General features: G+C 61.1%; 18 protein-coding genes. 17 read left to right on the plus strand and 1 reads right to left on the minus strand.

Annotation, left to right across the window (positions count from 1 at the left end):
- Window positions 1-153: 153 nt before the first annotated feature.
- Entirely contained in the window at window positions 154-687 is a 534-nt protein-coding gene (locus ACO07T_RS08790; RefSeq protein WP_247743732.1) for a PAS and helix-turn-helix domain-containing protein, read from the minus strand.
- Window positions 688-835: 148 nt separating this feature from the next.
- Between ACO07T_RS08790 and ACO07T_RS08795 the strand changes: the two genes are divergently transcribed.
- The 17 genes from ACO07T_RS08795 (at window position 836) to ACO07T_RS08875 (ending at window position 22,644) form a co-directional block, all read left to right on the plus strand.
- A complete protein-coding gene (locus ACO07T_RS08795; protein ID WP_422049085.1) occupies window positions 836-2,134 on the plus strand; it encodes an acetylornithine deacetylase/succinyl-diaminopimelate desuccinylase family protein in 1,299 nt (432 codons plus the stop codon).
- Window positions 2,135-2,206: 72 nt separating this feature from the next.
- The gene (locus tag ACO07T_RS08800) at window positions 2,207-3,709 is read left to right on the plus strand and encodes an ABC transporter substrate-binding protein (protein WP_422049086.1); all 1,503 of its coding nucleotides are present in this window, start codon (window positions 2,207-2,209) and stop codon (window positions 3,707-3,709) included.
- Window positions 3,710-3,780: 71 nt separating this feature from the next.
- Window positions 3,781-4,188: a (R)-mandelonitrile lyase gene (locus ACO07T_RS08805; protein WP_422049087.1), complete on the plus strand. Its 408-nt coding sequence runs from the start codon at window positions 3,781-3,783 to the stop codon at window positions 4,186-4,188.
- Window positions 4,189-4,237: 49 nt separating this feature from the next.
- The gene (locus ACO07T_RS08810; RefSeq protein WP_422049088.1) at window positions 4,238-5,185 is read left to right on the plus strand and encodes an ABC transporter permease; all 948 of its coding nucleotides are present in this window, start codon (window positions 4,238-4,240) and stop codon (window positions 5,183-5,185) included.
- 2 nt (window positions 5,186-5,187) lie between these two features.
- Window positions 5,188-6,003, plus strand: coding sequence for an ABC transporter permease (locus tag ACO07T_RS08815; protein WP_422049343.1), 816 nt, complete (start codon window positions 5,188-5,190; stop codon window positions 6,001-6,003).
- Entirely contained in the window at window positions 6,000-7,601 is a 1,602-nt protein-coding gene (locus tag ACO07T_RS08820) for an ABC transporter ATP-binding protein (RefSeq protein ID WP_422049089.1), read from the plus strand. Before ACO07T_RS08815 ends, ACO07T_RS08820 begins: the two co-directional genes overlap by 4 nt.
- Window positions 7,598-8,470 carry an alpha/beta fold hydrolase gene (locus ACO07T_RS08825; RefSeq protein ID WP_422049090.1) on the plus strand — a complete coding sequence of 291 codons (873 nt, stop codon included), beginning with the start codon at window positions 7,598-7,600 and terminating at the stop codon, window positions 8,468-8,470. Before ACO07T_RS08820 ends, ACO07T_RS08825 begins: the two co-directional genes overlap by 4 nt.
- Window positions 8,467-9,912 (plus strand): aldehyde dehydrogenase family protein, encoded by a 1,446-nt coding sequence (locus tag ACO07T_RS08830; RefSeq protein ID WP_422049091.1) that lies wholly within the window; start codon window positions 8,467-8,469, stop codon window positions 9,910-9,912. Before ACO07T_RS08825 ends, ACO07T_RS08830 begins: the two co-directional genes overlap by 4 nt.
- Before the next feature lie 74 nt (window positions 9,913-9,986).
- Complete coding sequence (locus tag ACO07T_RS08835; RefSeq protein WP_422049092.1) at window positions 9,987-10,730, plus strand: SDR family oxidoreductase; 744 nt, start codon at window positions 9,987-9,989, stop codon at window positions 10,728-10,730.
- A 156-nt stretch (window positions 10,731-10,886) separates the two neighbouring features.
- Window positions 10,887-11,471 carry an ANTAR domain-containing response regulator gene (locus tag ACO07T_RS08840; RefSeq protein WP_209059445.1) on the plus strand — a complete coding sequence of 195 codons (585 nt, stop codon included), beginning with the start codon at window positions 10,887-10,889 and terminating at the stop codon, window positions 11,469-11,471.
- Window positions 11,468-12,643, plus strand: a complete 1,176-nt coding sequence (locus ACO07T_RS08845; RefSeq protein ID WP_422049093.1) for an ABC transporter substrate-binding protein — start codon at window positions 11,468-11,470, stop codon at window positions 12,641-12,643. The genes ACO07T_RS08840 and ACO07T_RS08845 overlap by 4 nt, the downstream gene beginning before the upstream one ends.
- Before the next feature lie 261 nt (window positions 12,644-12,904).
- Window positions 12,905-14,269, plus strand: coding sequence for a CmpA/NrtA family ABC transporter substrate-binding protein (locus tag ACO07T_RS08850; protein WP_209077114.1), 1,365 nt, complete (start codon window positions 12,905-12,907; stop codon window positions 14,267-14,269).
- Window positions 14,270-14,471: 202 nt separating this feature from the next.
- On the plus strand, window positions 14,472-15,554 hold the full coding sequence (locus ACO07T_RS08855) for an ABC transporter permease (RefSeq protein WP_209059436.1): 1,083 nt from the start codon (window positions 14,472-14,474) through the stop codon (window positions 15,552-15,554).
- Window positions 15,555-15,564: 10 nt separating this feature from the next.
- Window positions 15,565-17,244: an ABC transporter ATP-binding protein gene (locus ACO07T_RS08860; RefSeq protein WP_422049094.1), complete on the plus strand. Its 1,680-nt coding sequence runs from the start codon at window positions 15,565-15,567 to the stop codon at window positions 17,242-17,244.
- A gap of 2 nt (window positions 17,245-17,246) precedes the next feature.
- Window positions 17,247-19,691, plus strand: a complete 2,445-nt coding sequence (gene nirB / locus ACO07T_RS08865) for a nitrite reductase large subunit NirB (RefSeq protein WP_422049095.1) — start codon at window positions 17,247-17,249, stop codon at window positions 19,689-19,691.
- Entirely contained in the window at window positions 19,688-20,023 is a 336-nt protein-coding gene (nirD, locus tag ACO07T_RS08870) for a nitrite reductase small subunit NirD (protein WP_422049096.1), read from the plus strand. The genes nirB and nirD overlap by 4 nt, the downstream gene beginning before the upstream one ends.
- Window positions 20,020-22,644, plus strand: a complete 2,625-nt coding sequence (locus ACO07T_RS08875) for a molybdopterin-dependent oxidoreductase (protein WP_422049097.1) — start codon at window positions 20,020-20,022, stop codon at window positions 22,642-22,644. The genes nirD and ACO07T_RS08875 overlap by 4 nt, the downstream gene beginning before the upstream one ends.
- The last annotated feature ends 141 nt before the right edge of the window (window positions 22,645-22,785 follow it).

A 22,785-nucleotide genomic window follows, 5' to 3' on the forward strand; every position in this document is an offset into this window, starting at 1 on the left:
GTTCAGAAATTTTATTGCCAGAAACACCCCGCCAAAATTGCGAAAACAACGCAACTCGCGCCAAACCTGTAACCTCCTGCACGGAAACCGCCGTCTGGGCGCAAGACACAAAGGCCCGTCGGAGCCCGCGCCCCCACGTTTCTACGCCGCCGTTCACCCAACCGTCAGATGCGCCAGCAGCTCTGCGGCGTTCTTCACCTCAAACCGCTTCAACAGCCGCGCGCGCACGTCTTCCACCGTTCTTGGTGACAACCCCAGCTCACGCGCGATCTCCTTGCTGGTCAGCCCGCGCCCAAGGCCGCTCACCACCTGCCGCTGCCGCGCGCTCAGAGACAGGGGCGGGCCGTCATGGATCACCGCGATGCTCATCACCAGCTGCGCCAGCGGATCTTCCGGCGTGCGCGTCTGTGCGCGAAACCGGCACCAGATCTGCCCGCCGTCACGCCGCCGCAACATGCGCTCATCACTATAGGCCGTGTCCGCCCGCAGCGGCGCCATCCCGATGTCACGCACCTGCTCAAACTCTTCCGTGGTGCCGTAAAGCAGGCGAAAGGACTGCCCGATCAGCTCCGCCTTCTGATAGCCCAGCATCTGCGCAAAGCTCGCATTACAGCCCCGGATCACCCGATGCTGCGTCACCACGATCCCCACCGGGGCCGCATCATATGCCAGCAGATCCCAATCCATCACACGCTCCCCGCAAACCGTAATCCTACGGTATTGATACCGTATCCACTCGCAAGCCATTCTGCCACCACAGCTTTTCCTCTTGCCCGAAATATCCCCGCCGGAGGCTCCCCAGCTGTCCACACCCGTCAGCAGCCGAGGTTTTGCCATGCCCTTTGACACAGACCGTTTGATGACGCGCATCGACGCCATGCGCGACGAGCTGATAGCCCTGACCCAGGATCTGATCCGCATCCCAACGCTCAACCCACCCGGCGAGTGCTACCGCGACATCTGCGACTACCTCGACACCCGCCTCACCCGCCACGGCTTTGACACCCAGCTGATCCGCGCCCATGGCGCACCGGGGGATTGCGACAAATACCCCCGATGGAATGTTCTGGCCCGCAAAGAAGGCCACCACCCCGGCGAATGCGTGCATTTCAACAGCCACACCGATGTGGTCGAGGTCGGCCACGGCTGGACCTTTGACCCCTTCGGCGGGCAGGTGTCAGACGGCAAAATCTACGGGCGCGGCGCATGCGACATGAAAGGTGGGCTGGCCGCCTCCATCATCGCCGCCGAAGCCTTCATTGGTGAGTTCCCAGATTTCTGCGGCGCCATCGAAATCTCCGGCACAGCGGATGAGGAAAGCGGCGGCTACGGCGGCGTGGCCTTTCTGGCAGAGCGCGGCTTCTTTGCCCCGGAACGGGTGCAGCATGTGATCATCCCCGAACCGCTCAACAAAGACCGCATCTGCCTGGGCCACCGCGGCGGCTGGTGGGCGGAAATCGAAACCTTCGGCGAAATCGCCCATGGCTCCATGCCCTTCCTTGGCGATTGCGCGGTGCGCCACATGGGCGCGGTACTCGACAAGTTTGAGAGCGATCTTTTCCCCGCCATGGCGGCCCGGCGCACCGATATGCCGGTGGTGCCCGAAGGTGCGCGTTCCTCCACCATGAACATCAACTCGATCCACGGCGGCCAGCCTGAGCAGCCCGAAGATTTCACCGGCCTGCCCGCCCACTGCGTGCCCGACAGCTGCCGCATCGTGATCGACCGCCGCTATCTGGCCGAAGAAAACCACGCCGGGGTCGCAGGCGAAGTGCAAGGCCTGCTCAACGATCTCTCCGCCCAGCGCGAGAACTTCCGCTACGAAATGCGCGAGCTCAACCATGTTGCGCCCTCCATGACCGACCGCGCCGCGCCTGTTGTCACCACCGTGGACCGCGCCATTCAGGATGTGCTGGGAAAATCACCCGATTATGTCGCCAGCCCCGGCACCTATGATCAAAAACATATTGATCGCATCGGCAAGCTCAGAAACTGTATCGCCTATGGGCCGGGTATTTTGGAATTGGCCCACAAACCAGACGAATACATCGGCATCGACGATATGGTCGACAGCGCCAAAGTCATGGCCCATAGCCTGACTCAGCTTTTGTTACCGTCAGAAGATGCTACATAGATTTATCCGGCCAGCCTCCTCCGAGGCTGTGCCCAAAAATAATAAAAACCAATAAGATAAGGGAGAGATAAAATGACACTTCACACGTCAAAGCTGGCCCGCACACGCCTGATCGCCAGCACAACCGCCCTCACCGCAGCGCTGTTTGCGGGCGCGGCCATGGCACAGACCGACCTCACCGTGGCCCTGCAGCTGGAACCGCCACATCTGGATCCGACCTCTGCTGCCGCAGGCGCGATCGACAGCGTGCTTTACTCCAACGTCTTTGAGGGGCTCACCCGCTTTGCCAGCGATGGCGCGGTCATTCCGGGCCTTGCCAAAAGCTGGGAGATTTCCGAGGACGGCCTCACCTACACCTTCATGCTCAACGAAGGCGTGACCTTCCATGACGGCAGCGCCATGGATGCGGAGGACGTGAAATTCTCGCTCGACCGCGCCCGCGCCGAAGACAGCGCCAATGCGCAAAAAGCCCTCTTTGCCGGGATCACCGATGTGGCTGTGGTCGATCCGCTCACCGTGCAGGTCACGCTGGAGGCCCCCAACGGCAACTTCCTCTTCAACATGGCCTGGGGCGATGCGGTGATCGTGGCGTCTGAGAGCATCGAGGACATCAAGACCACCCCCATCGGCACCGGCGCTTTCAAATTTGAAAACTGGGTGCAGGGCGATCAGATCACGCTGGCCCGCAACGAGGCCTATTGGGGCACGCCTGCCGCGCTGACGGATGTGACCTTCAAATTCATCTCTGATCCCACCGCCGCCTTTGCCGCGATGATGGCCGAAGACATTGATGTCTTTGCCGGCTTCCCAACGCCTGAGGCTCTGCCACAGTTTGAGGCCGATCCGCGCTTTCAGGTGCTGGTGGGCAGCTCTGAGGGGGAGACCATCCTCTCCACCAACAACCAACAGCCGCCGCTCGACAATGTGAAAGTGCGCAAAGCCATCGCCCATGCGATTGATCGCTCAGCGATCATCGACGGGGCCATGTTTGGTCTTGGCACCCCGATTGGCACCCATTTTGCGCCGCACAATCCGGATTACGTCGACCTGACCGGCAACTCCCAATACGATCCGGAGCTGTCCAAACAGCTTCTGGCCGAAGCAGGCTTTGCCGATGGCTTCAGCACCACGCTGAAACTGCCCCCGCCCTCCTATGCCCGCCGTGGCGGTGAGATCATCGCCGCCCAACTGCGCGCCGTGGGCATTGAGACCGAGATTTCCAATCTCGAATGGGCGCAATGGCTGGAGCAGGTCTTCCGGGGCAAAGACTACGGCCTGACCATCGTCAGCCACACCGAGCCCTTTGACATCGGCATCTATGCCCGTCCGGATTATTACTTCCAGTATGACAACCCGGAGTTCCAGCAGATCATGGAAACCCTGAACAAAGCGACCCTGCCCGCCGAACGCAGCGCGCTTTTGAAAGTGGCCCAGACCATGATCTCCGAGGATTATGTGAACGGCTACCTCTTCCAGCTCGCCTTCCCCACCATCGCCAAAGCGGGTGTTCAGGGCCTCTGGGAAAATGCGCCGACACAGGCCACCGATCTCACCGCTGTCACCTGGGCAGAGTAACACCCTCCTGACCGGAGCCGCCCCACGCGCGGCTCCGGCATTTGCCTCATTGACCTAGAAGGGTCTTTGCCATGATCGACCATATCCCCGCCGGGAGCCTGCCAAGCCGCGCAGGCGCTCCGGAGTATTTCACCGGCACGGTGCGTCTTGACCCGATCACCGAAAGCCGCCCGCCGTCCGAGCTCTTTGCTGCACGGGTCACCTTTGAGCCCGGCGCGCGCACCGCATGGCACACCCATCCCGTGGGCCAGACCCTGCATGTGCTCTCCGGCGTCGGCCTGATTGCGCTGCGTGGCGAAGCCCCCCGCACCATCCGCCCCGGCGACACCATCTGGATCGAACCCGGTTTGGAGCATTGGCACGGCGCAGCACCGGAAACCGGCATGTGCCATCTTGCCATGCAACAGGTCAAAGACGGCTCCGGCGCGGACTGGCTCGAACATGTCACCGACGCCGACTACCTGACACCACCGACCTGATGCCCGCCGCCGCAACGATCTGAAACCAACCGCTCTAACCAACACCCCAATGCTCCGCTACACTCTCAAACGCGCGCTCTCTTTAGGGCTCAGCCTGATCGTGGCCTCCCTCGTGATCTTCTTTGTGATCGAGGTGGTGCCTGGCGATCCGGCGAGCTTCATGCTGGGTCTCAATGCCCAGCCCGACACCATCGCAGCCCTGCGCACAGAGCTGGGTCTGGATGTGCCCAAGTTTGAGCGCTACCTCACATGGGTGGGTGGCATGTTGCAGGGCGATTTTGGCCTCTCCTACACCTACCGCACACCTGTGACAGAGATGATAGGCGACCGCATCTGGGTCTCGCTGCCACTGGCGCTCTATGCGCTCACCCTGTCCACCCTGATCGCCTTCCCCGCTGGCATCTACGCCGCCTCCCGCCGCGGCAAACCGGGGGACATGGCGGTGATGGGCGCAACTCAATTTGGCATCGCCGTGCCAAACTTCTGGTTTGCGATGATGCTGGTCCTGATCTTTGCCATCAACCTGCGCTGGTTCTCTGCCGGGGGCTTTGTCGGTTGGGACAAAGGCTTTGGCGCGGCGATGAAATCCCTCACCCTGCCCGCCATCGCACTGGCGCTGCCGCAATCCGCCATCCTCGCCCGCGTCATGCGTTCTTCGCTTCTGGATGTGCTTGGCGAAGACTTCATGCGCACCGCCCGCGCCAAAGGGCTCTCCCGCCGTCAGGCCCTGCTGCGCCACGGGTTGCGCAACGCCATGATCCCGGTGCTCACCATCATCGGCATGCAGTTCTCTTTCCTGCTCGCAGGCGCGATCATCATCGAACAGGTCTTCTTCCTGCCCGGCCTCGGCCGCCTGATCTTTCAGTCGATCTCTGCCCGCGATCTCATCGTGGTGGAAAGCGTGGTCATGCTCTTGGTGTTCTTGGTGATCCTCGTCACCTTCCTCGTCGATCTCGCCTATGCCGCGATTGATCCCCGCCTGAGGTCCCGCACATGAGCCTGTCGCGCAACATCCTCCTTGGCGGACTACTCTGCCTGATCGTGGTCAGCGCCGCGCTCATAAGCTTTGTCTGGACGCCTTATGACATCACCACGATGGACATCCCCAACAAGCTGCAAACGCCCAGCGCGTTGCATTGGTTTGGCACCGACCACTTCGGCCGCGACATCTTTTCAATGATCATGGTCGGCGCGCGCACCTCGCTCGCCGTGGCTCTGGTGGCTGTGGGCATCGGCATGGGCCTTGGCGTGCCCCTTGGCCTCTGGGCCGCCGCGCGGCAAGGCGGCTGGACTGATGAGCTGATCATGCGCGGCAACGATCTGATCTTTGCCTTCCCCAGCCTCGTGATCGCCATCCTGATCACCGCCATCCTCGGCCCCGGCGCAGTCAACGCGATCCTCGCCATCGGCATCTTCAACGTGCCGGTCTTTGCCCGCCTCACCCGCGCAGGCGCACTACCGCTCTGGCAACGTGATTTCATCCTCGCAGCCCGCGTCGCAGGCAAATCCCGCGCCCACATCAGCGTCGAGCACATCCTGCCCAATGTCGCCAATCTGCTGATCGTGCAGGGCACCATCCAGTTCTCCCTCGGCATTCTGGCTGAGGCTGGCCTCAGCTATGTCGGCCTTGGCGCACAGCCCCCCACCCCCTCATGGGGCCGCATGCTGGCAGATGCGCAAACCATGGTCTCTTTCGCACCCCACCTCGCGCTGATCCCCGGCCTCGCCATCATCTCCGCCGTGCTGGGCCTCAACCTCCTGGGCGACGGGTTGCGCGACTGGCTTGACCCCAAAATCCGCGTGGTGCGCACATGACCCTGCTTTCTGTGCAAAACCTCTCCCTCACCATCGGCTCCGTCCCGATCCTGCACGATGTCACCTTCTCCATAGACCCGGGCGAAATCCTCGCGGTCACCGGCGAAAGCGGCTCCGGCAAATCCATGACCGCCCTCGCGGTGATGCAGCTCCTGCCCGACACCGCAGAAACAAACGGCCACATCCTGCTCAACGACACCGATCTGCTGACCCAGTCCGAGTTCGACCTCTGCACCATGCGCGGCAATGACATCGGCATGGTGTTTCAGGAGCCGATGACCGCGCTCAACCCGCTGCAGACCATCGGCACACAGGTGGCAGAGACCATCCGCATCCACACCGGCGCGCCCAAGGCCGAGGCCATGGCGCAAGCCGCCGCCATGCTCACCCGTGTGGGCCTGCCGCAAGACCGCTTCCCCCTTAGCCGCTACCCGCATGAGCTGTCCGGCGGCCAGCGCCAGCGCGTGGTCATCGCCATGGCCATCGCTCGCCGCCCGCGCCTGCTGATCGCAGATGAGCCGACCACCGCGCTCGACGTCACCACCCAGGCCCGCATCCTCGATTTGTTGAAAGATCTCGTTGCCGAGTTTGACATGGGCCTTCTGATGATCACCCACGACCTCGCCGTGGTGGCCGATATGGCCGACCGCATCGTGGTCATGCGCAAAGGCGAAATTGTCGAACAAGGCGCCACCCAACAGCTGCTCGCCAATATGCAGCACCCCTATACCCGCGCGCTCTTTGAGGCCTCAGGCCACACCGTCGACCTGCCAACGCCGCAGGACACACCTGCCCCGATCCTCACAGTGCAAAACGCCGTCAGGGACTACGCCCGGCCCCGCACCCAACTCTTTGCCCCCCGCGCCTTCCACCGCGCCGTCAACGATGTGTCCTTCACCATTCACCAAGGTGAACGTGTCGGGCTGGTCGGCGAGTCCGGCTGCGGAAAATCGACCCTAACACGGGCCATTCTGGGGCTGGAGCCGGTGCAAAGCGGCCAGATCACCGCCTTTGACCATCCGGTCAGCGCAGCCATGCCCGCCGCACTGCGTCTCAAAACGCAGGTGGTGTTCCAAGACCCCTACAGCAGCTTCAACCCGCGCCACCGCGTTGCCCGCATCCTGACAGAACCCTTCCATCTGGTGCAAAACCCACCCAAAGGCGCGGCCCTGCAGAGCCTCATCGGCGAGGTCCTCACCGATGTCGGCCTCACGCCTCAGGACGCGCAAAAATACATCCACGAGTTCTCTGGCGGCCAGCGCCAGCGCATCGCCATCGCCCGCGCCCTCATCACCCGCCCCGAGCTCATTATCTTTGACGAGGCGGTTTCTGCGCTGGATGTCTCCATCCGCGCGCAAATTCTCGACCTGATCGCCGATCTCTCCCGGCGCCACAGCCTCGCCTATCTCTTCATCTCCCACGACCTTTCTGTGGTACGTACCGTCACAGACCGCGTGCTGGTCATGCAAAACGGTGAAATCGTCGAGGAAGGCGCGACCGAAGCGGTCTTTGCCACTCCGCAGCACAGCTACACCCAAAGCCTGATCGCCGCCGCCCCTGTCTTGCCTAGGCTCGCCATAGAGGAGGCCCCCGCATGAGGCTTCTGATCAATGGCGTGCGCCTGTTTGTGGATTTTGACGGGCCGGAATGGGTCGCAGACGGCCCCACGCTGCGGCAGAAACCCACGCTGATCCTGCTGCACGGTGGCCCCGGCGCGGATCACTCGATATTCAAGCCCCATTACGCCGCCGCACTCTCCGACCTCTGCCACATCCTCTATCTTGACCACCGCGGCAATGGCCGCTCTGACGATGGCGATCCCGCGCTCTGGACGCTCGACCAATGGGCCGACGACCTCGCCACCCTCTGTGACGTGCTCGACATCGCAAAACCCATTGTCTACGGCGGCAGCTTTGGCGGCTTTGTCGCGCAGGCCTTTGCCACCAAATACCCTGATCGCCTCGCGGGCCTCATTCTGTCCAACACCACCGCAAAGGTCGATTTCCCCACGATTTACAACGCCTTTGGCCATTTGGTCGGCCCCGCGGCACAGGCAGCGGCACAAAACTACTGGGGCAACCCCACATCCGACTCCCGCGCCACCTACGGCCAGATCTGCGTCCCCCACTATACCCAAACCGCGATAGAGCCCGACTTCTGGTCCCGCGTGCTGATGAAAGACCCGGTCGCCCTGCATTTCAACGGTCCCACCAATGAAATGGGCCGCTTTGATTTCCGCGCAGCGCTCGCCAAAGTCACCTGCCCCAGCCTGGTCATCAGCGGCGACAAAGACCCGATCATGCCCAGCGCCTTTTCCGAGACCATCACCGCCGCGCTCACCCACAGCGACGCGGCCCACCATTGCCTGCCAAACTGCGGCCACCTGCCGGAGTTTGACGCCCCTGACACCTATTTCAACCTCTTGCGAAATTTCCTCCAACGCATTCCCTCAAAGGATACTAAATGACTTCCGATCTCTGGTTTGACCCGTCCAAATGCCTCATCGGCGGCACATGGCAACCAGCCCTCTCCGGCGACACATTGGCGCTGACCAACCCCTCAGACGGCAGCCCACTCGCCACCATCGCCCGCGGTGCCAAAGCAGACATCGACGCCGCCGTGGCCGCCGCACAGGCCGCGCGCAACAGCGACTGGGGCCGCGCCACCGCTGTCGAGCGCGGGCGCATCCTCACCCGCATCGGCCAGCTTGTGATGGAACACGCCGAAACACTCGCCCGGCTAGAGGCGCAGGACGTGGGCAAACCGCTGACACAGGCGCGCAACGATGTCACTGCACTGGCGCGCTATATGGAGTTCTACGGCGGCGCAGCTGACAAGGTGCATGGCGAAACCATCCCCTATCTGGATGGCTACACCGTCTACACCCTGCGCGAGCCCTTTGGCGTGACCGGCCACATCGTGCCATGGAATTATCCGATGCAGATCATTGGCCGCTCGGTCGGGGCCGCGCTCGCCATGGGAAATGCCTGTGTTCTCAAGCCCGCCGAAGAGGCCTGCCTCACCGCACTGGCCTTTGCCGATCTGGCGCAACAGGCAGGCCTGCCTGACGGCGCACTCAATGTGGTGCCCGGTCTGGGGGCAGAGGCCGGGGCCGCGCTCGCCGCCCACCCCGATGTGAACCACATCTCCTTCACCGGCTCGGTGAACACCGGCCGCCTTGTGCAAACCGCCGCCGCGGAAAACGTCGTGCCGGTCACACTGGAACTGGGTGGCAAATCCCCGCAGCTGGTCTTTGCGGATGCCGATCTCGATGCCGCCCTGCCCTTCCTTGTGAACGCAGGCATCCAGAACGCAGGCCAGACCTGCTCGGCCTCTTCCCGCATTCTGGTGGAGCGCAGCGTCTATAAAGAGGTCAAATCCCGCATGGCCGACGCCTATAAGGCGATGCGCGCCGCGCCCGCGATGGAGGATGCCACCCTCGGCCCTCTGATCTCTGCACGGCAAAAAGACATTGTGTCAGACTTCCTCACCAAAGGCGCAGACCTGACCATCGCCGCCCAAGGCGAAATCGCCACCGACGCCCCCGGCCATTATGTGCCCCCAACGCTTTTTGCCGATGTGCCCCCCGATCACAGCCTCGCGCAGGAGGAAATCTTCGGCCCGGTTCAGGTGCTCATCCCCTTTGACAGCGAAGAGCAGGCGCTCGCCATCGCCAACAGCACAAAGTATGGCCTTGTCGCCTCGGTCTGGTCCCAGAACGGCGCGCGTCAGATGCGTCTGGCCAAACAGCTCAACGCCGGTCAGGTCTTCCTCAACAACTACGGCGCAGGCGGCGGTGTGGAGCTGCCCTTCGGCGGCACCGGCCACTCCGGCCACGGCCGCGAAAAAGGCTTTGAAGCCCTCTTCCACTTCTCCCGACTCAAAACCGTGGCCGCACTGCACGGCTAGGCTTCTCATTCCGCAAATATCCCCGCCGGAGGCATCTCCCTCTTTGCCCCGGCCCAGATAAAAAGGACCAACACATGCGTCTTCATAACAAAACCGCCATCATCACCGGAGGCGCCCAGGGCTTTGGCGCGGGCATCGTCGACAAATTCCTCGCTGAAGGCGCCAAGGTGCTGGTAGCGGACATCAACGGCGAGGCCGCCAGTGCCAAAGCCGCCGAGCATGAAAACGCCATCCCCTGCACCGTGGATGTGGCCGATGCCAGCAGCGTGCAGGGCATGATCGACACCGCACTTGGCGCTTGGGGACAGATCGACATTCTGGTGAACAACGCCGGGGTCACGCATTTGCCTGCCCCGATGGAAACCGTCACGGAGAGCGATTTTGACCGCGTCTTTGCGGTGAACTGCAAATCCATCTACCTGATCGCCCAGACGCTCATTCCCCATATGAAGTCCCGCGCGGCTGGCGCGATCCTCAACATCTCCTCCACCGCAGGCCTCTCCCCGCGCCCCAACCTCAACTGGTACAACGCCTCCAAAGGCTGGGTGAACACCGCCACCAAAGCCATGGCGGTAGAGCTCGCCCCCCATGGCATCCGCGTCAATGCGCTCAATCCCGTGGCAGGGGAAACCCCGCTTCTGAAATCCTTCATGGGCGAGGACACCCCTGAAATCCGCGCCAAATTCCTCTCCACCATCCCGCTCGGCCGCTTCTCTCAGCCCGAAGACATGGGCAACGCCGCGGCCTTCCTGTGCTCTGATGAAGCTTCCATGATCACCGGCACGCTGATGGAAGTCGACGGCGGGCGCTGCATCTAAAACGCTACAATAATCATCAATCCCCCCTCAAACCGCCCAAAAACCAAGCAGCACACTGCGTCACACCCGCCGCGCAGGCCTCCCCTGCGTGGCCCTTCGCTGCACTGCGGCACTATCACGGGGCAACCGCCACAGCCGCCCCGGAAACAACCACCCGTGACAGCCAAGCTCACCATCCTCGTCGTGGAGCCCGACAAACATCGGGCCGAAGCCATCATCGACAGCCTGACCGAGACCGGAGACCACCACATCCGGGTGCTCTCTGAATCCACTGGTCTGGCCCGCTCTGTGGCCGAATTGAACCCCGATCTTGTGCTGGTGGATGTGGCCAACCCCAGCCGCGACGCGATTGACGCGCTCACCCTGGCATCCTCGCCGCTGGAGCGCCCGGTGGCGATGTTTGTGGACCGCTCAGACGACAGTCTGACAAAGGCGGCCATCGAGGCGGGCGTGTCCGCCTATGTGGTCGACGGCATGCATCCCGACCGCGTGAAACCGGTGCTCGATGCCGCCATCGCCCGGTTTCACATGTTTGCCCGCATGCGCAACGAGCTCGCTGCCACCAAACGCGCCCTTGAGGAACGCAAGATCATCGACCGCGCCAAAGGCATCCTGATGCGCGCGCGCGGCCTGCCGGAAGAGGAGGCCTACGCCCTCATCCGCAAAACCGCCATGAGCCAGGGCAAGAAAATTGTCGATGTCGCCCAGGCCCTTGTGACCGCATCGGAGCTTCTGTCATGAGAACCCTGCCGCTCTCCGTGGGCTTCATGCCGCTGGTCGATGCCGCCCCTCTGATTGTCGCCCATGAGCTGGGCTTTGCCGAAGAAGAAGGCCTCTCCCTTCATCTGCAAAGCGCGCCTAGCTGGTCCACCCTGCGCGACCGGCTGGTGCTCGGACAGATCGAGGCCGCCCATATGCTGGCGCCGGTGCCGGTGGCCATGGCGCTGGGTCTGGGCGGTGTGCCCACCAAGCTCGACGCGCTCTGCGTGCTCTCGGTCAACGGCAATTCCATCGGCATTTCCAACGGCTTGGCCGCCGAGCTCTCTGCCAAACACCCCCTGCCCGATTTTCTAGACGCCACTTTGGCCGGTCAGGCGCTGGCCAATCTGGGCCGCACCCTGCGCGTCGGTGTGCCCTTCCCGTTTTCCATGCACGCGGAGCTTCTGCACTACTGGCTGGCCAGCTCCGGCCTCAACACCCCCGAGGCGCTGGACATGCGGATCATCCCGCCCCCGCTGATGGCCCAAGCCATCGCCGCGGACGAGATCGACGCCTTCTGCGTGGGCGAGCCATGGGGCTCCATCACCGTGGAACAGGGCGGCGGGCGGCTTTTGCTCGCCGGGGCCGCGATCTGGAATTTCACCCCGGAGAAAGTGCTGGCCGTGCGCCGCGATTGGGCGCAGGCCGAGGATGATCTCACCGGGCGCCTGATGCGCGCCGTCTGGAAGGCTGGCCGCTGGCTCGCCGATCCGGCGAAACGCTCCACCGCCTCCGACATTCTGGCTTGGCCCGAATATCTCGACGTCTCCGCCGAAATCCTCGACCGCGCGCTGAGCGGCCAGATGCTCACCCACCAAAGCGCGGCCAACCACTGCGTGCCGCGTATGCTGGAGTTCTTTGACAGCGCCGCCACCTTCCCATGGAAAAGTCAGGCCGCCTGGATCGGCACCCGCATGGCCGCCCGCTTCGGGCTGGACCGCGCCCAATCCGCCGCCACCGCCGCCTCGGTCTTCCGCTCCGATCTCTACCGCCGCCACCTCGCCCCCTTGGGCGCTGTGCTGCCCGCGGCCTCTGAGAAATGCGAAGGCGCGCTGGCGCATCCAACCGCCATGAAGGCCACCAATGGGCCGCTCACCCTGGGTCCGGATCGCTTCTTTGACGGGCGCATCTTCGACCCCGCCCATCCTGAGTGATTAAAAAATAGGCAATCACCCCGCGTCATGCGGCGACGCAGCAAGAAACCGGCGATTCGCGCTTGAGCCAACGCGTCGTGATCCGCCAAATGGTCTCAAGACGGAACAAGGGCGTTCCGTAAAATCAGCCCCCGAAGCCGGGGACACTCTGAGCAAAGCCGCTCGACCTGACACCGCACTTCCTCCCGCGGTCTCTTGGTCAGCGGCTTTTTTCGTTCCCCGCCCATCTCCTCCAACAGGGCAAACAAAAGGACAGTCTAGATGAAACGCATTGCCTCCATCCTCGCGGCCACGACCATGTTCGTGACCCCGGCCATGGCCGAACTGGAACTTGAGAAAGACGAGCTGACGTTCGGCTTCATCAAACTCACCGACATGGCGCCGCTCGCCGTGGCATATGAGCAGGGCTACTTCGATGACGAAGGCCTGTTTGTCACGCTGGAAGCACAGGCAAACTGGAAAGTTCTTCTGGACGGTGTGATCGACGGTCAGCTGGACGGCGCACATATGCTCGCAGGTCAGCCGCTTGCCGCCACCATCGGCTACGGCACTGAAGCGCACATCATCACCCCCTTCTCCATGGATCTGAACGGCAACGGCATCACCGTTTCCAACCAGATCTGGGAGGAAATGAAACCGCACGTGCCTCTGATGGACGACGGCCGCCCACAGCACCCGATTTCCGCAGCTTCGCTGAAGCCGGTCGTCGAGAAATACACCTCTGAGGGCAAGCCCTTCAACATGGGTATGGTGTTCCCGGTCTCCACCCACAACTACGAACTGCGCTACTGGCTCGCCGCCGGTGGTCTGGAGCCAGGCTACTATTCTCCTGAAAACATCACCGGCCAGATCGGCGCGGATGTTCTGCTTTCCGTCACACCGCCACCACAGATGCCGGCCACCATGGAAGCGGGCACCATCTACGGCTACTGCGTGGGCGAACCTTGGAACCAGCAGGCCGTCTTCAAAGGCATCGGCGTGCCTGTGATCACCGACTACGAACTCTGGAAGAACAACCCGGAGAAAGTCTTCGGCCTGAACGCCGAGTTTGCCGAGAAATATCCAAACACCACACTGGCCGTGACCAAGGCCCTGATCCGCGCCGCCATGTGGCTGGATGAAAACGACAACGCCAACCGCGAAGAGGCGGTGCGCATCCTCAGCCAGCCGGAATATGTGGGCGCAGACTACGACGTGATCGCCAACTCCATGACCGGCACCTTTGAATATGAAAAAGGTGACAAGCGCGACGTGCCGGACTTCAACGTGTTCTTCCGCTACAACGCGACCTACCCGTTCTACTCCGACGCGGTTTGGTATCTGACCCAGATGCGCCGCTGGGGCCAGATCGCGGAGGCCAAGCCGGACAGCTGGTATGACGAAGTGGCGAAGTCTGTCTACAAGCCTGCGATCTACCTCGAAGCCGCCCGCCTGCTGGTGGATGAAGGTCTCGCCAACGAAGCGGACTTCCCATGGGACAGCGACGGCTACAAAGCGCCGACCCCGGCTGAGGATATCATCGACGGCATCACTTACGACGGCCGCACCCCGAACGCTTACCTCGACAGCCTGCCCATCGGTCTGAAAGGCGACCAGCGCGTCGTCGGCACCGAAGTACAGGGCTGATCGGCTCCGTCGCCGGAAGGATCGCTCCCCTTTCCGGCGACGCAACGCACGGGCGATTAAGTTTTGCCCGTGCCGCGTTTTTCCACCTACGCGAAACAGTCGCGATACCGACGCAATACCGACGTGCCATTTCGCCGTTAACCATTCACGCAACAGCGCCCCAAGCCACTCAAAGCCGCCACTCATAGCCACGGACATTCCCATGACCACAATCGACCCACAATCCATTGCTGAGGAAGACCGCGAAGCCAAGCGCGCCCGTCTCTTCACCCGCATCAACAAGGCCGACGCTTGGTTCCAAGTCCTCGGCCTGAGCTTCATCACCCCGATCCTGAAAGCCGCCGCAGGCGACAACCCAAAGGCTCAAGCCACTGAAATCTGGCGCCTTTTGGGCGTACCGCTGCTCGCCATCTGCGTGTTCTTGGTGCTCTGGGGAAACCTCGCCCCCAAGGTGCAAACCTCCCTCGGCGCCGTGCCCGGCCCCAAAGAGGTCTGGACCGAAGCCGTCAATTTGCACGAAGACGCCCAGGCCAAGGCCGCCAAAGAAGCGAAATTCATGGAGCGCGTCGAGAAGCGCAACGCCAAGTTCATCGCCGCCGGCCAGCCGGAAAAAGTCAAAGATATCAAATACACAGGCAGCCCAAGCTACTACGATCAGATCTGGACTTCGATCAAAACTGTGTTCTTCGGCTTCCTAATCGGCTCCGCAATTGCGATCCCTCTGGGCATCATGGCGGGCCTCTCGCTCTACGCCAACGCCGCCATCAACCCGCTGATCCAGATCTTCAAACCGGTCTCCCCACTCGCATGGCTCCCCATCGTGACCATGGTGGTGTCCGCCACCTACACCGTGGATGACGGCCTGTTTTCCAAGAGCTTCCTGACCTCCGCGATCACCGTAACCCTTTGTTCTCTTTGGCCAACTCTGATCAACACCTCTCTGGGTGTGGCCTCTATCGACAAGGATCTGGTGAACGTCTCCAAGGTTCTGAAGATGAACACATGGACCAAAATCACCAAGCTGGTGCTGCCTTCCGCCCTGCCCCTGATCTTCACCGGCCTGCGCCTGTCGCTCGGTGTTGGCTGGATGGTTCTGATCGCCGCAGAGATGCTCGCTCAGAACCCGGGTCTCGGCAAATTTGTCTGGGATGAATTCCAGAACGGCTCCTCCAGCTCGCTCGCCAAAATCATGGTCGCCGTCTTCACCATCGGCATCATCGGCTTCCTGCTCGACCGCCTGATGTACGCGATCCAGTCGCTCTTCACCTTCAGCGCAAACCGGTGAGGTCAAAAAGATGAGTGTTCTGAAATTTGAAAATGTTTCCAAGAGCTTCGGTGAAGGCACCCACACCACCCACGTGCTCAAGGACATCAATCTCGAAGTGCAGGAGGGCGAGTTCCTCGTTCTCCTGGGCTTCTCCGGCTCCGGCAAAACCACGCTGATCAACCTCATGGCGGGCCTTGAGATGCCCACCAAAGGCACCGTCAGCTTCAAGGACAAACCCATAACCGGCCCCGGCCCGGAACGTGGCGTGATCTTCCAAAGCTACTCGCTGATGCCCTGGCTCACCGTGAACGGCAACGTCCGCCTCGCACTGGACAGCGTCTTCCCGAAAATGCCCAAGGCAGAAAAGGAAGAGAAAGTCGCGCATTACGTCAACATGGTGGGCCTCAGCCACGCCACCGCACGGCGTCCGGCAGAGCTCTCCGGTGGCATGCGCCAGCGTGTGAACGTCGCCCGCGCACTGGCGATGAACCCCGAAGTTTTGCTTCTCGATGAACCTCTTAGCGCGCTTGACGCCCTTACCCGTGCCAATCTGGCGGATGAGATCGAAGCCATCTGGGACGCTGAGAAAAAGACCTGCGTGCTGATCACAAACGATGTGGACGAAGCCATCATTCTGGCCGACCGTATCATCGCGCTGAACCCAGACGGCACGCTGGGCCGCGAGTTCAAAGTCAACATCGAGCGCCGCCGCGACCGGATGGAAATGAACCACCACGAAGGTTTCAAAAAGCTGCGCGCCGAGGTGACAAAATACCTGATGGACGTGGGCATCGAGGCCAAGGCCGAAGGCACCAAGGTTCTGCCTGACGTGACCCCGATCCACGGCGTGCCTGCGGCGGTCAAAGATGCCCAGAAGGGTATGATCGACCACAACTTCCTCGACTTCTCCCAGCTGCACAAAATCTACCCCACCCCCAAAGGTCCACTGACCGTGGTGGAGGATTTTGACCTTAAAATTCAACGCGGTGAGTTCATTTCGCTGATTGGCCACTCCGGCTGTGGCAAGTCCACAGTGCTGACCATGGCCGCCGGTCTGAACGCCATTTCCAAAGGCGGCATCCGTCTGGATGGTCGCCACGTTGAAGGCGCAGATCCGGAACGCGCTGTGGTGTTCCAATCCCCCAATCTCTTCCCTTGGCTCTCCGCCAAAGAGAACGTCGCGATTGGCGTGGACAAGGTCTACCCCAAAGCAAGTCAGGGCGAACGTCAGGACGTGGTGGAATATTATCTGGAGCGTGTCGGTCTGGCCGACGCCATGGATCGCCCGGCGCATTCCATGTCCAACGGCATGAAACAACGCGTCGGCATCGCCCGCGCCTTTGCCCTCTCCCCCAAACTGCTGCTCTTGGATGAGCCTTTCGGGATGCTCGACAGTCTCACCCGCTGGGAGCTGCAGGAGGTTCTGATGGAAGTCTGGGACCGCACCAAGGTGACCGCCATCTGCGTCACCCATGATGTGGACGAAGCCATCCTTCTGGCAGACCGCGTGGTGATGATGACGAACGGCCCGCAGGCCACCATCGGCAAAATCGTCGACGTGGATCTGCCCCGCCCGCGCAGCCGTCAGGCGCTGCTCGAGCATCCAGACTATTACCGTTACCGCCAGTATGTTCTTGATTTCCTTGAGGAATATGAACACGGCGCGAAGCCAAAGCCCAAAGTAGCCAAAGCCATCGCTGCGGAGTGAATATGACACAGAAACTTATCATCATCGGTGCAGGCATGGCCGCGGGCCGCGCTCTTGAGCACCTGTTTGAACAAGCGCCGGACGCCTATGACGTCACCTTGTTCAACGCCGAACCACGCGGAACCTACAACCGCATCATGCTCTCTCCCGTCCTCTCCGGAGACAAGAGCTTTGAGGAAATCGTCACCCATACCGCGGAGTGGTATGAGGAAAACGGCGTCACCTGCCGCTTTGGCGAGAAGGTTGTGAACATCGACCGCGCTGCCAAAACTGTGACCTCAGACACTGGCGATGTGCTGTCTTATGACAAGCTGGTCATCGCCACCGGCTCAAACCCGTTCATCATCCCGCTCCCTGGTCATGATCTGGACGGCGTGATTGCCTACCGCGATCTGGAAGACACCAACGCCATGATCGCCCTTGGCGACAAGCCGGACGCCAAAGCCGTGGTGATCGGCGGCGGGTTGTTGGGCCTTGAAGCAGCTGCAGGTCTGGCCTTGCGCGGTGTGGATGTCACCGTCGTGCACATCATGGGCCACCTGATGGAACGCCAGCTTGATGAGGCGGCAGGCTACCTGCTGCGCAAGGCGCTGGTGGACAAAGGCATCACCGTCAAATGCTCTGCCAACTCCCAGGAAATCCTTGGCGAAAACGGCAAAGTCAAAGCGCTGCTTCTAGATGACGGCACCGAATTGCCCTGTGATCTTCTGGTGATGGCAGTGGGCATCCGCCCTTCTGTCGCATTGGCCTCTGACGCCGGCCTCGCAACCGGGCGCGGCATCCACGTGGATGACCAGATGATCACCTCTGATGAGAATATTCTCTCGCTTGGTGAATGTGTTGAGCACAACGGCGATGTCTTTGGACTCGTGGCACCGATCTTTGATCAGGCCAAGGTGCTGGCAAAAACACTGCTTGGCGAAGAGGCCGCCTTTGTGAACAAAGAGGTGGCAACCAAGCTCAAGGTGACCGGCTGTGATCTCTTCTCCGCCGGTGATTTTGCCGATGGCGAGGGGCGCGAAGACATCGTGTTCCGCGATCCGGCACGAGGTGTCTACAAGCGTCTTGTGATTGAGGAAAACCGCATCGTTGGTGCGGTGATGTACGGCGATACCGCAGATGGAAACTGGTTCTTCGGGCTGATCAAAGACCGCGAAGACATCTCTGAAATGCGCGACACGTTGATCTTTGGCCCGGCCTATCAGGGGGGCGACTCCCTGGACCCTATGGCGGCCGTTGCAGCCTTACCGGCTGACGCAGAAATCTGCGGCTGCAACGGCGTATGTAAAGGTCAGATCGTAGACGCCATTGGCAATGGCGCGACCACTTTGGAAGATGTTCGGGCAGTGACAAAGGCCTCCGGGTCCTGTGGAACCTGCACCGGGCTTGTGGAGCAAGTGCTTTCGGTCACTCTGGGTGATGATTTTGTCATGCCAGCTGCCAAATCGGTATGCGGCTGCACCGACCTCACCCACGAGGATGTACGGCGCTTGATAAAGTCCCGCGAGTTGAAATCCCAACCGGCCGTTTGGCAGGAACTGGGGTGGAGCACGCCAAACGGTTGCCACGTGTGCCGCCCCGCGATCAACTATTACCTTCTGGCGGATTGGCCGCTGGACTATGCGGATGATCCACAAAGCCGTTTTGTGAACGAGCGCAACCACGCCAACATTCAGAAAGATGGCACTTATTCGGTTGTGCCGCGCATGTGGGGCGGGATCACCACCCCAGACGAGCTGCGCGCGATTGCAGACGCGGCGGATAAGTTTGACGTGCCAACGGTCAAAGTCACCGGTGGCCAGCGTATCGACCTGCTTGGCGTGAAGAAAGAAGACCTGCCCGCGATCTGGTTTGATCTGAACCAAGCGGGGCTGGTCTCCGGACATGCCTACTCCAAAGGCCTGCGTACGGTGAAAACCTGCGTCGGCACCGACCACTGCCGCTTTGGCACACAGGACAGCACAGGGCTTGGCATCAAACTGGAAAAGCACCTCTGGGGATCTTGGACGCCGCATAAGCTCAAGCTCGCGGTCTCTGGCTGCCCACGCAACTGCGCGGAGGCGACCTGCAAGGACATTGGCGTGATTTGTGTGGACTCAGGCTATGAGGTGTCTGTTGCCGGTGCTGCAGGCATGGAAGTCAAGGAAACCCAAATGCTTTGCAAGGTGGCCTCAGAGGAAGAAGCCATCGAGGTGATCTCTGCCATGACGCAGATCTACCGCGAGAACGCCAAGTATCTGGATCGTATCTGGAAATGGGTCGACAAGGTTGGGCTGGATTGGGTCAAAGAGCAGATTGTGGAAGATCTTGAGAACCGCAAGGCGCTGGCCGAACGGTTCGAGACTTCCCAATCCGTCTACCGCGCCGATCCATGGGCAGAACATGCGCGTGAGAAGGCGGAAACCTATCAACCGATTGCAAACCTGACACTGGAGGCTGCGGAATGAGCTGGATCGACATTTGTGACGTGACCGACATTCCTCTGCGCGGGGCACGCATTGTCAAAACGGCCGTGGGCTGTGTTGCTGTGTTTCGCACCGATGAGGCCGAGGTCTTTGCCACCTCCGATCGCTGCCCGCACAAAGGCGGCCCCTTGTCGGAAGGCATCGTGCACGGCAAGAAAGTCACATGCCCGCTGCACAACTGGGTGTTTTCCCTGGAAACTGGTGAAGCGCAGGGGGCAGACGAAGGTCAGATCGACACCTATGCAACGCAGGTTGTTGAAGGACGTGTCTTGCTGGATGCCAGCGCGCTGACAACAGGTGTGGCTGCGGAATGAGCCAGACTGTCTGCACCACCTGCCCTTACTGCGGCACAGGCTGTGGGGTCTTGGCGACACCAACGGAGGATGGGGCGCTCGCGGTCAAGGGTGACCCTGAGCATCCCGCCAATTTCGGGCGTTTGTGCTCGAAGGGCTCTGCGTTGGGAGAAACCGTTTCCAACGAAGGTAGGTTGTTGACGCCCCTGATCGACAAAGAGGCGGCAAGCTGGGACAGCGCACTTGATCTTATCGCGGAGAGATTCCGCAAAACCATCGCCGAGCACGGACCCGACGCCGTGGCGTTTTATGTCTCCGGGCAGTTGCTGACCGAGGATTACTACGTCGCCAACAAGCTCATAAAAGGCTACATGGGCACGGCCAATATCGACACGAATTCGCGGCTCTGCATGGCCTCGACCGTGGCAGGCCATAAGCGCGCCTTTGGCACAGACACCGTTCCTGGTACTTATGAGGACCTGGAGCTGGCGGATCTGATTATTCTGACCGGCTCCAACCTGGCGTGGTGTCACCCGGTTCTCTACCAACGGATTGCGGCCGCGAAGGCAGAACGCCCCGAGATGAAAGTGGTGGTGGTCGATCCGCGTCGCACAGCCACTTGTGACATTGCCGATCTGCATCTCTCCTTGCGCCCGGGCACAGACGTGGCGCTGTTCAATCACCTTCTTCAGAAGTCCTACGAACAGGGCGTAGTAGACACGTCCTTCGTTGGGCAGCACGTTGCTGGCTTTGACGAAGCGCTGGATGCGGCGAGCGGTTCATCTGTTGAGGCAACAGGCCTGTCCGCGTGTGACATTGAAACCTTCGTCAAGCTCTGGCTGACAACCGAAAAAACCGTCACCGTCTTTAGCCAGGGCGTCAATCAATCAGATCACGGTACCGACAAGGTCAATGCGATCCTGAACTGTCACCTTGCCACCGGACGCATTGGTAAAGCTGGCATGGGGCCGCTTTCTGTCACCGGGCAGCCCAATGCCATGGGCGGGCGCGAAGTGGGAGGGTTGGCAAACATGCTCGCGGCCCATCTCGACATCGAAAACCCCGATCATCGCGCGGTCGTGCAAGGTTTCTGGCAGTCGCCGACACTTCCGGAAAAAGCTGGCCTTAAGGCTGTCGATCTGTTCCGTGCGATTGGCGAGGGCAAGGTCAAGGCACTCTGGGTGATGTGCACAAATCCCGCCGTCAGCATGCCTGATGCCAAAGCGGTGCGCGCCGCCATTGCCGGATGCGACTTTGTTGTGGTCTCCGATATGTTTGGCGACACTGATACCGCCGAACTGGCAGATGTGGTGCTTCCCGCGACAGGCTGGGGCGAAAAGGACGGCACCGTCACCAATTCCGATCGCACAATCAGCCGCCAACGCGGCTTCCTCCCACCTGCGGGAGAATCCCGCCATGATTGGCAGGCGATCTGTGGCGTGGCGCAACGCATGGGTTTTGCTGAGGCGTTCAATTTTGAAACACCGGCGCAAATCTTCCGCGAACATGCAGCTTTGTCAGGGACTGCCGCAGCACAAGGCAAAGACTTCGACATATCTGGTTTCGCGGATTTGTCAGACGCAGGCTACAACGCGCTGCAGCCCACGCGCTGGCCGTATCCGGCAAGCAAAACACCTTCCGACCGCATGTTCGAAGATGGTGGTTTCTTCACCCCAACGCGGCGGGCCAATATGCTTCCTGTCGCGCAACCCGCTTCACAAGAGCCATCAAAGGACGCGCCATTCCGGCTCAATACGGGGCGCATTCGCGATCAGTGGCACACAATGACCCGCACCGCACGAGCGTCGCGCCTGAACCAGCACTATGGCGAGCCGTTTCTGGAGATACATCCAGAAGACGCGCTTGCGCTTGGTTTGAGAGCTGCGGATTTGGCGAAGCTCAGCAATGCGCACGGCCAATCCATCCTGCGCGTTTTGATCACGGATCGTGTGGCAAAAGGAGATGTCTTTGCTCCGATACATTGGACCGCCACAACCGCTCCAAGCGGGCGCATTTCCGATGTTGTGACACCAAAAACAGATCCTTTTTCCGGACAGCCCGACAGCAAGGCTGCCAAAGTGGCCATTCATCCCTTCGCGCCCAAATGGTATGGGTTTGCGGTATCTCAGCGCGAGCTTCAGCCAAATTCAGACTATTGGGCCAAATCGCGCGTCGAGGCAGGTTGGCAATATGAGCTGGCGCATCAAGGCACACCAGAGTGCTGGGAGCGCTACGCCCGTGCGTTGTTTGAGGCACCGGATGCGGAAATCTCCAGCGTTTTGGACACATCCCGTGTTTCAGCGCGCATTGCGCTTCACAAAGATGGCGTCCTGATCGGCGCTTTGTTTGTTAGTGACCGCCCCGTTTCGGTCTCCCGAGGTTTCGCAGGAAGTCAGCTGGGCACTACAAGCGAAACTGTGTTGCTTGGTCGACCAAGCGCGGGACAACCCGATCCCGGGCCAACTGTTTGTGCGTGTTTCAGTGTCGGGGTGAACACCATTCTGAGCGCGATCGAAACGCAAAACCTGATGTCGGTTGACATCATTGGTGCAGCGTTGTTGGCGGGAACAAACTGCGGTTCCTGCAAGCCAGAACTCGCCGCGCTGCTGCAATCAGCCCAACGGAGTGTGGCGGCGGAGTAGCCACCTTCGCGCAACAAAAAATCACGGTCTGCGGTCAACTCGAAAGGCGTTGATCGCAGACTTTGTGGCTACAAAGCAACACTTCAGGGGCGACACTTGCCTGTTTTGCGTGCAAACGAGGGCCAAACCGGCGATACATTG

The organism is Shimia sp., assembly GCF_965227725.1.
Lineage (GTDB): Bacteria > Pseudomonadota > Alphaproteobacteria > Rhodobacterales > Rhodobacteraceae > Shimia.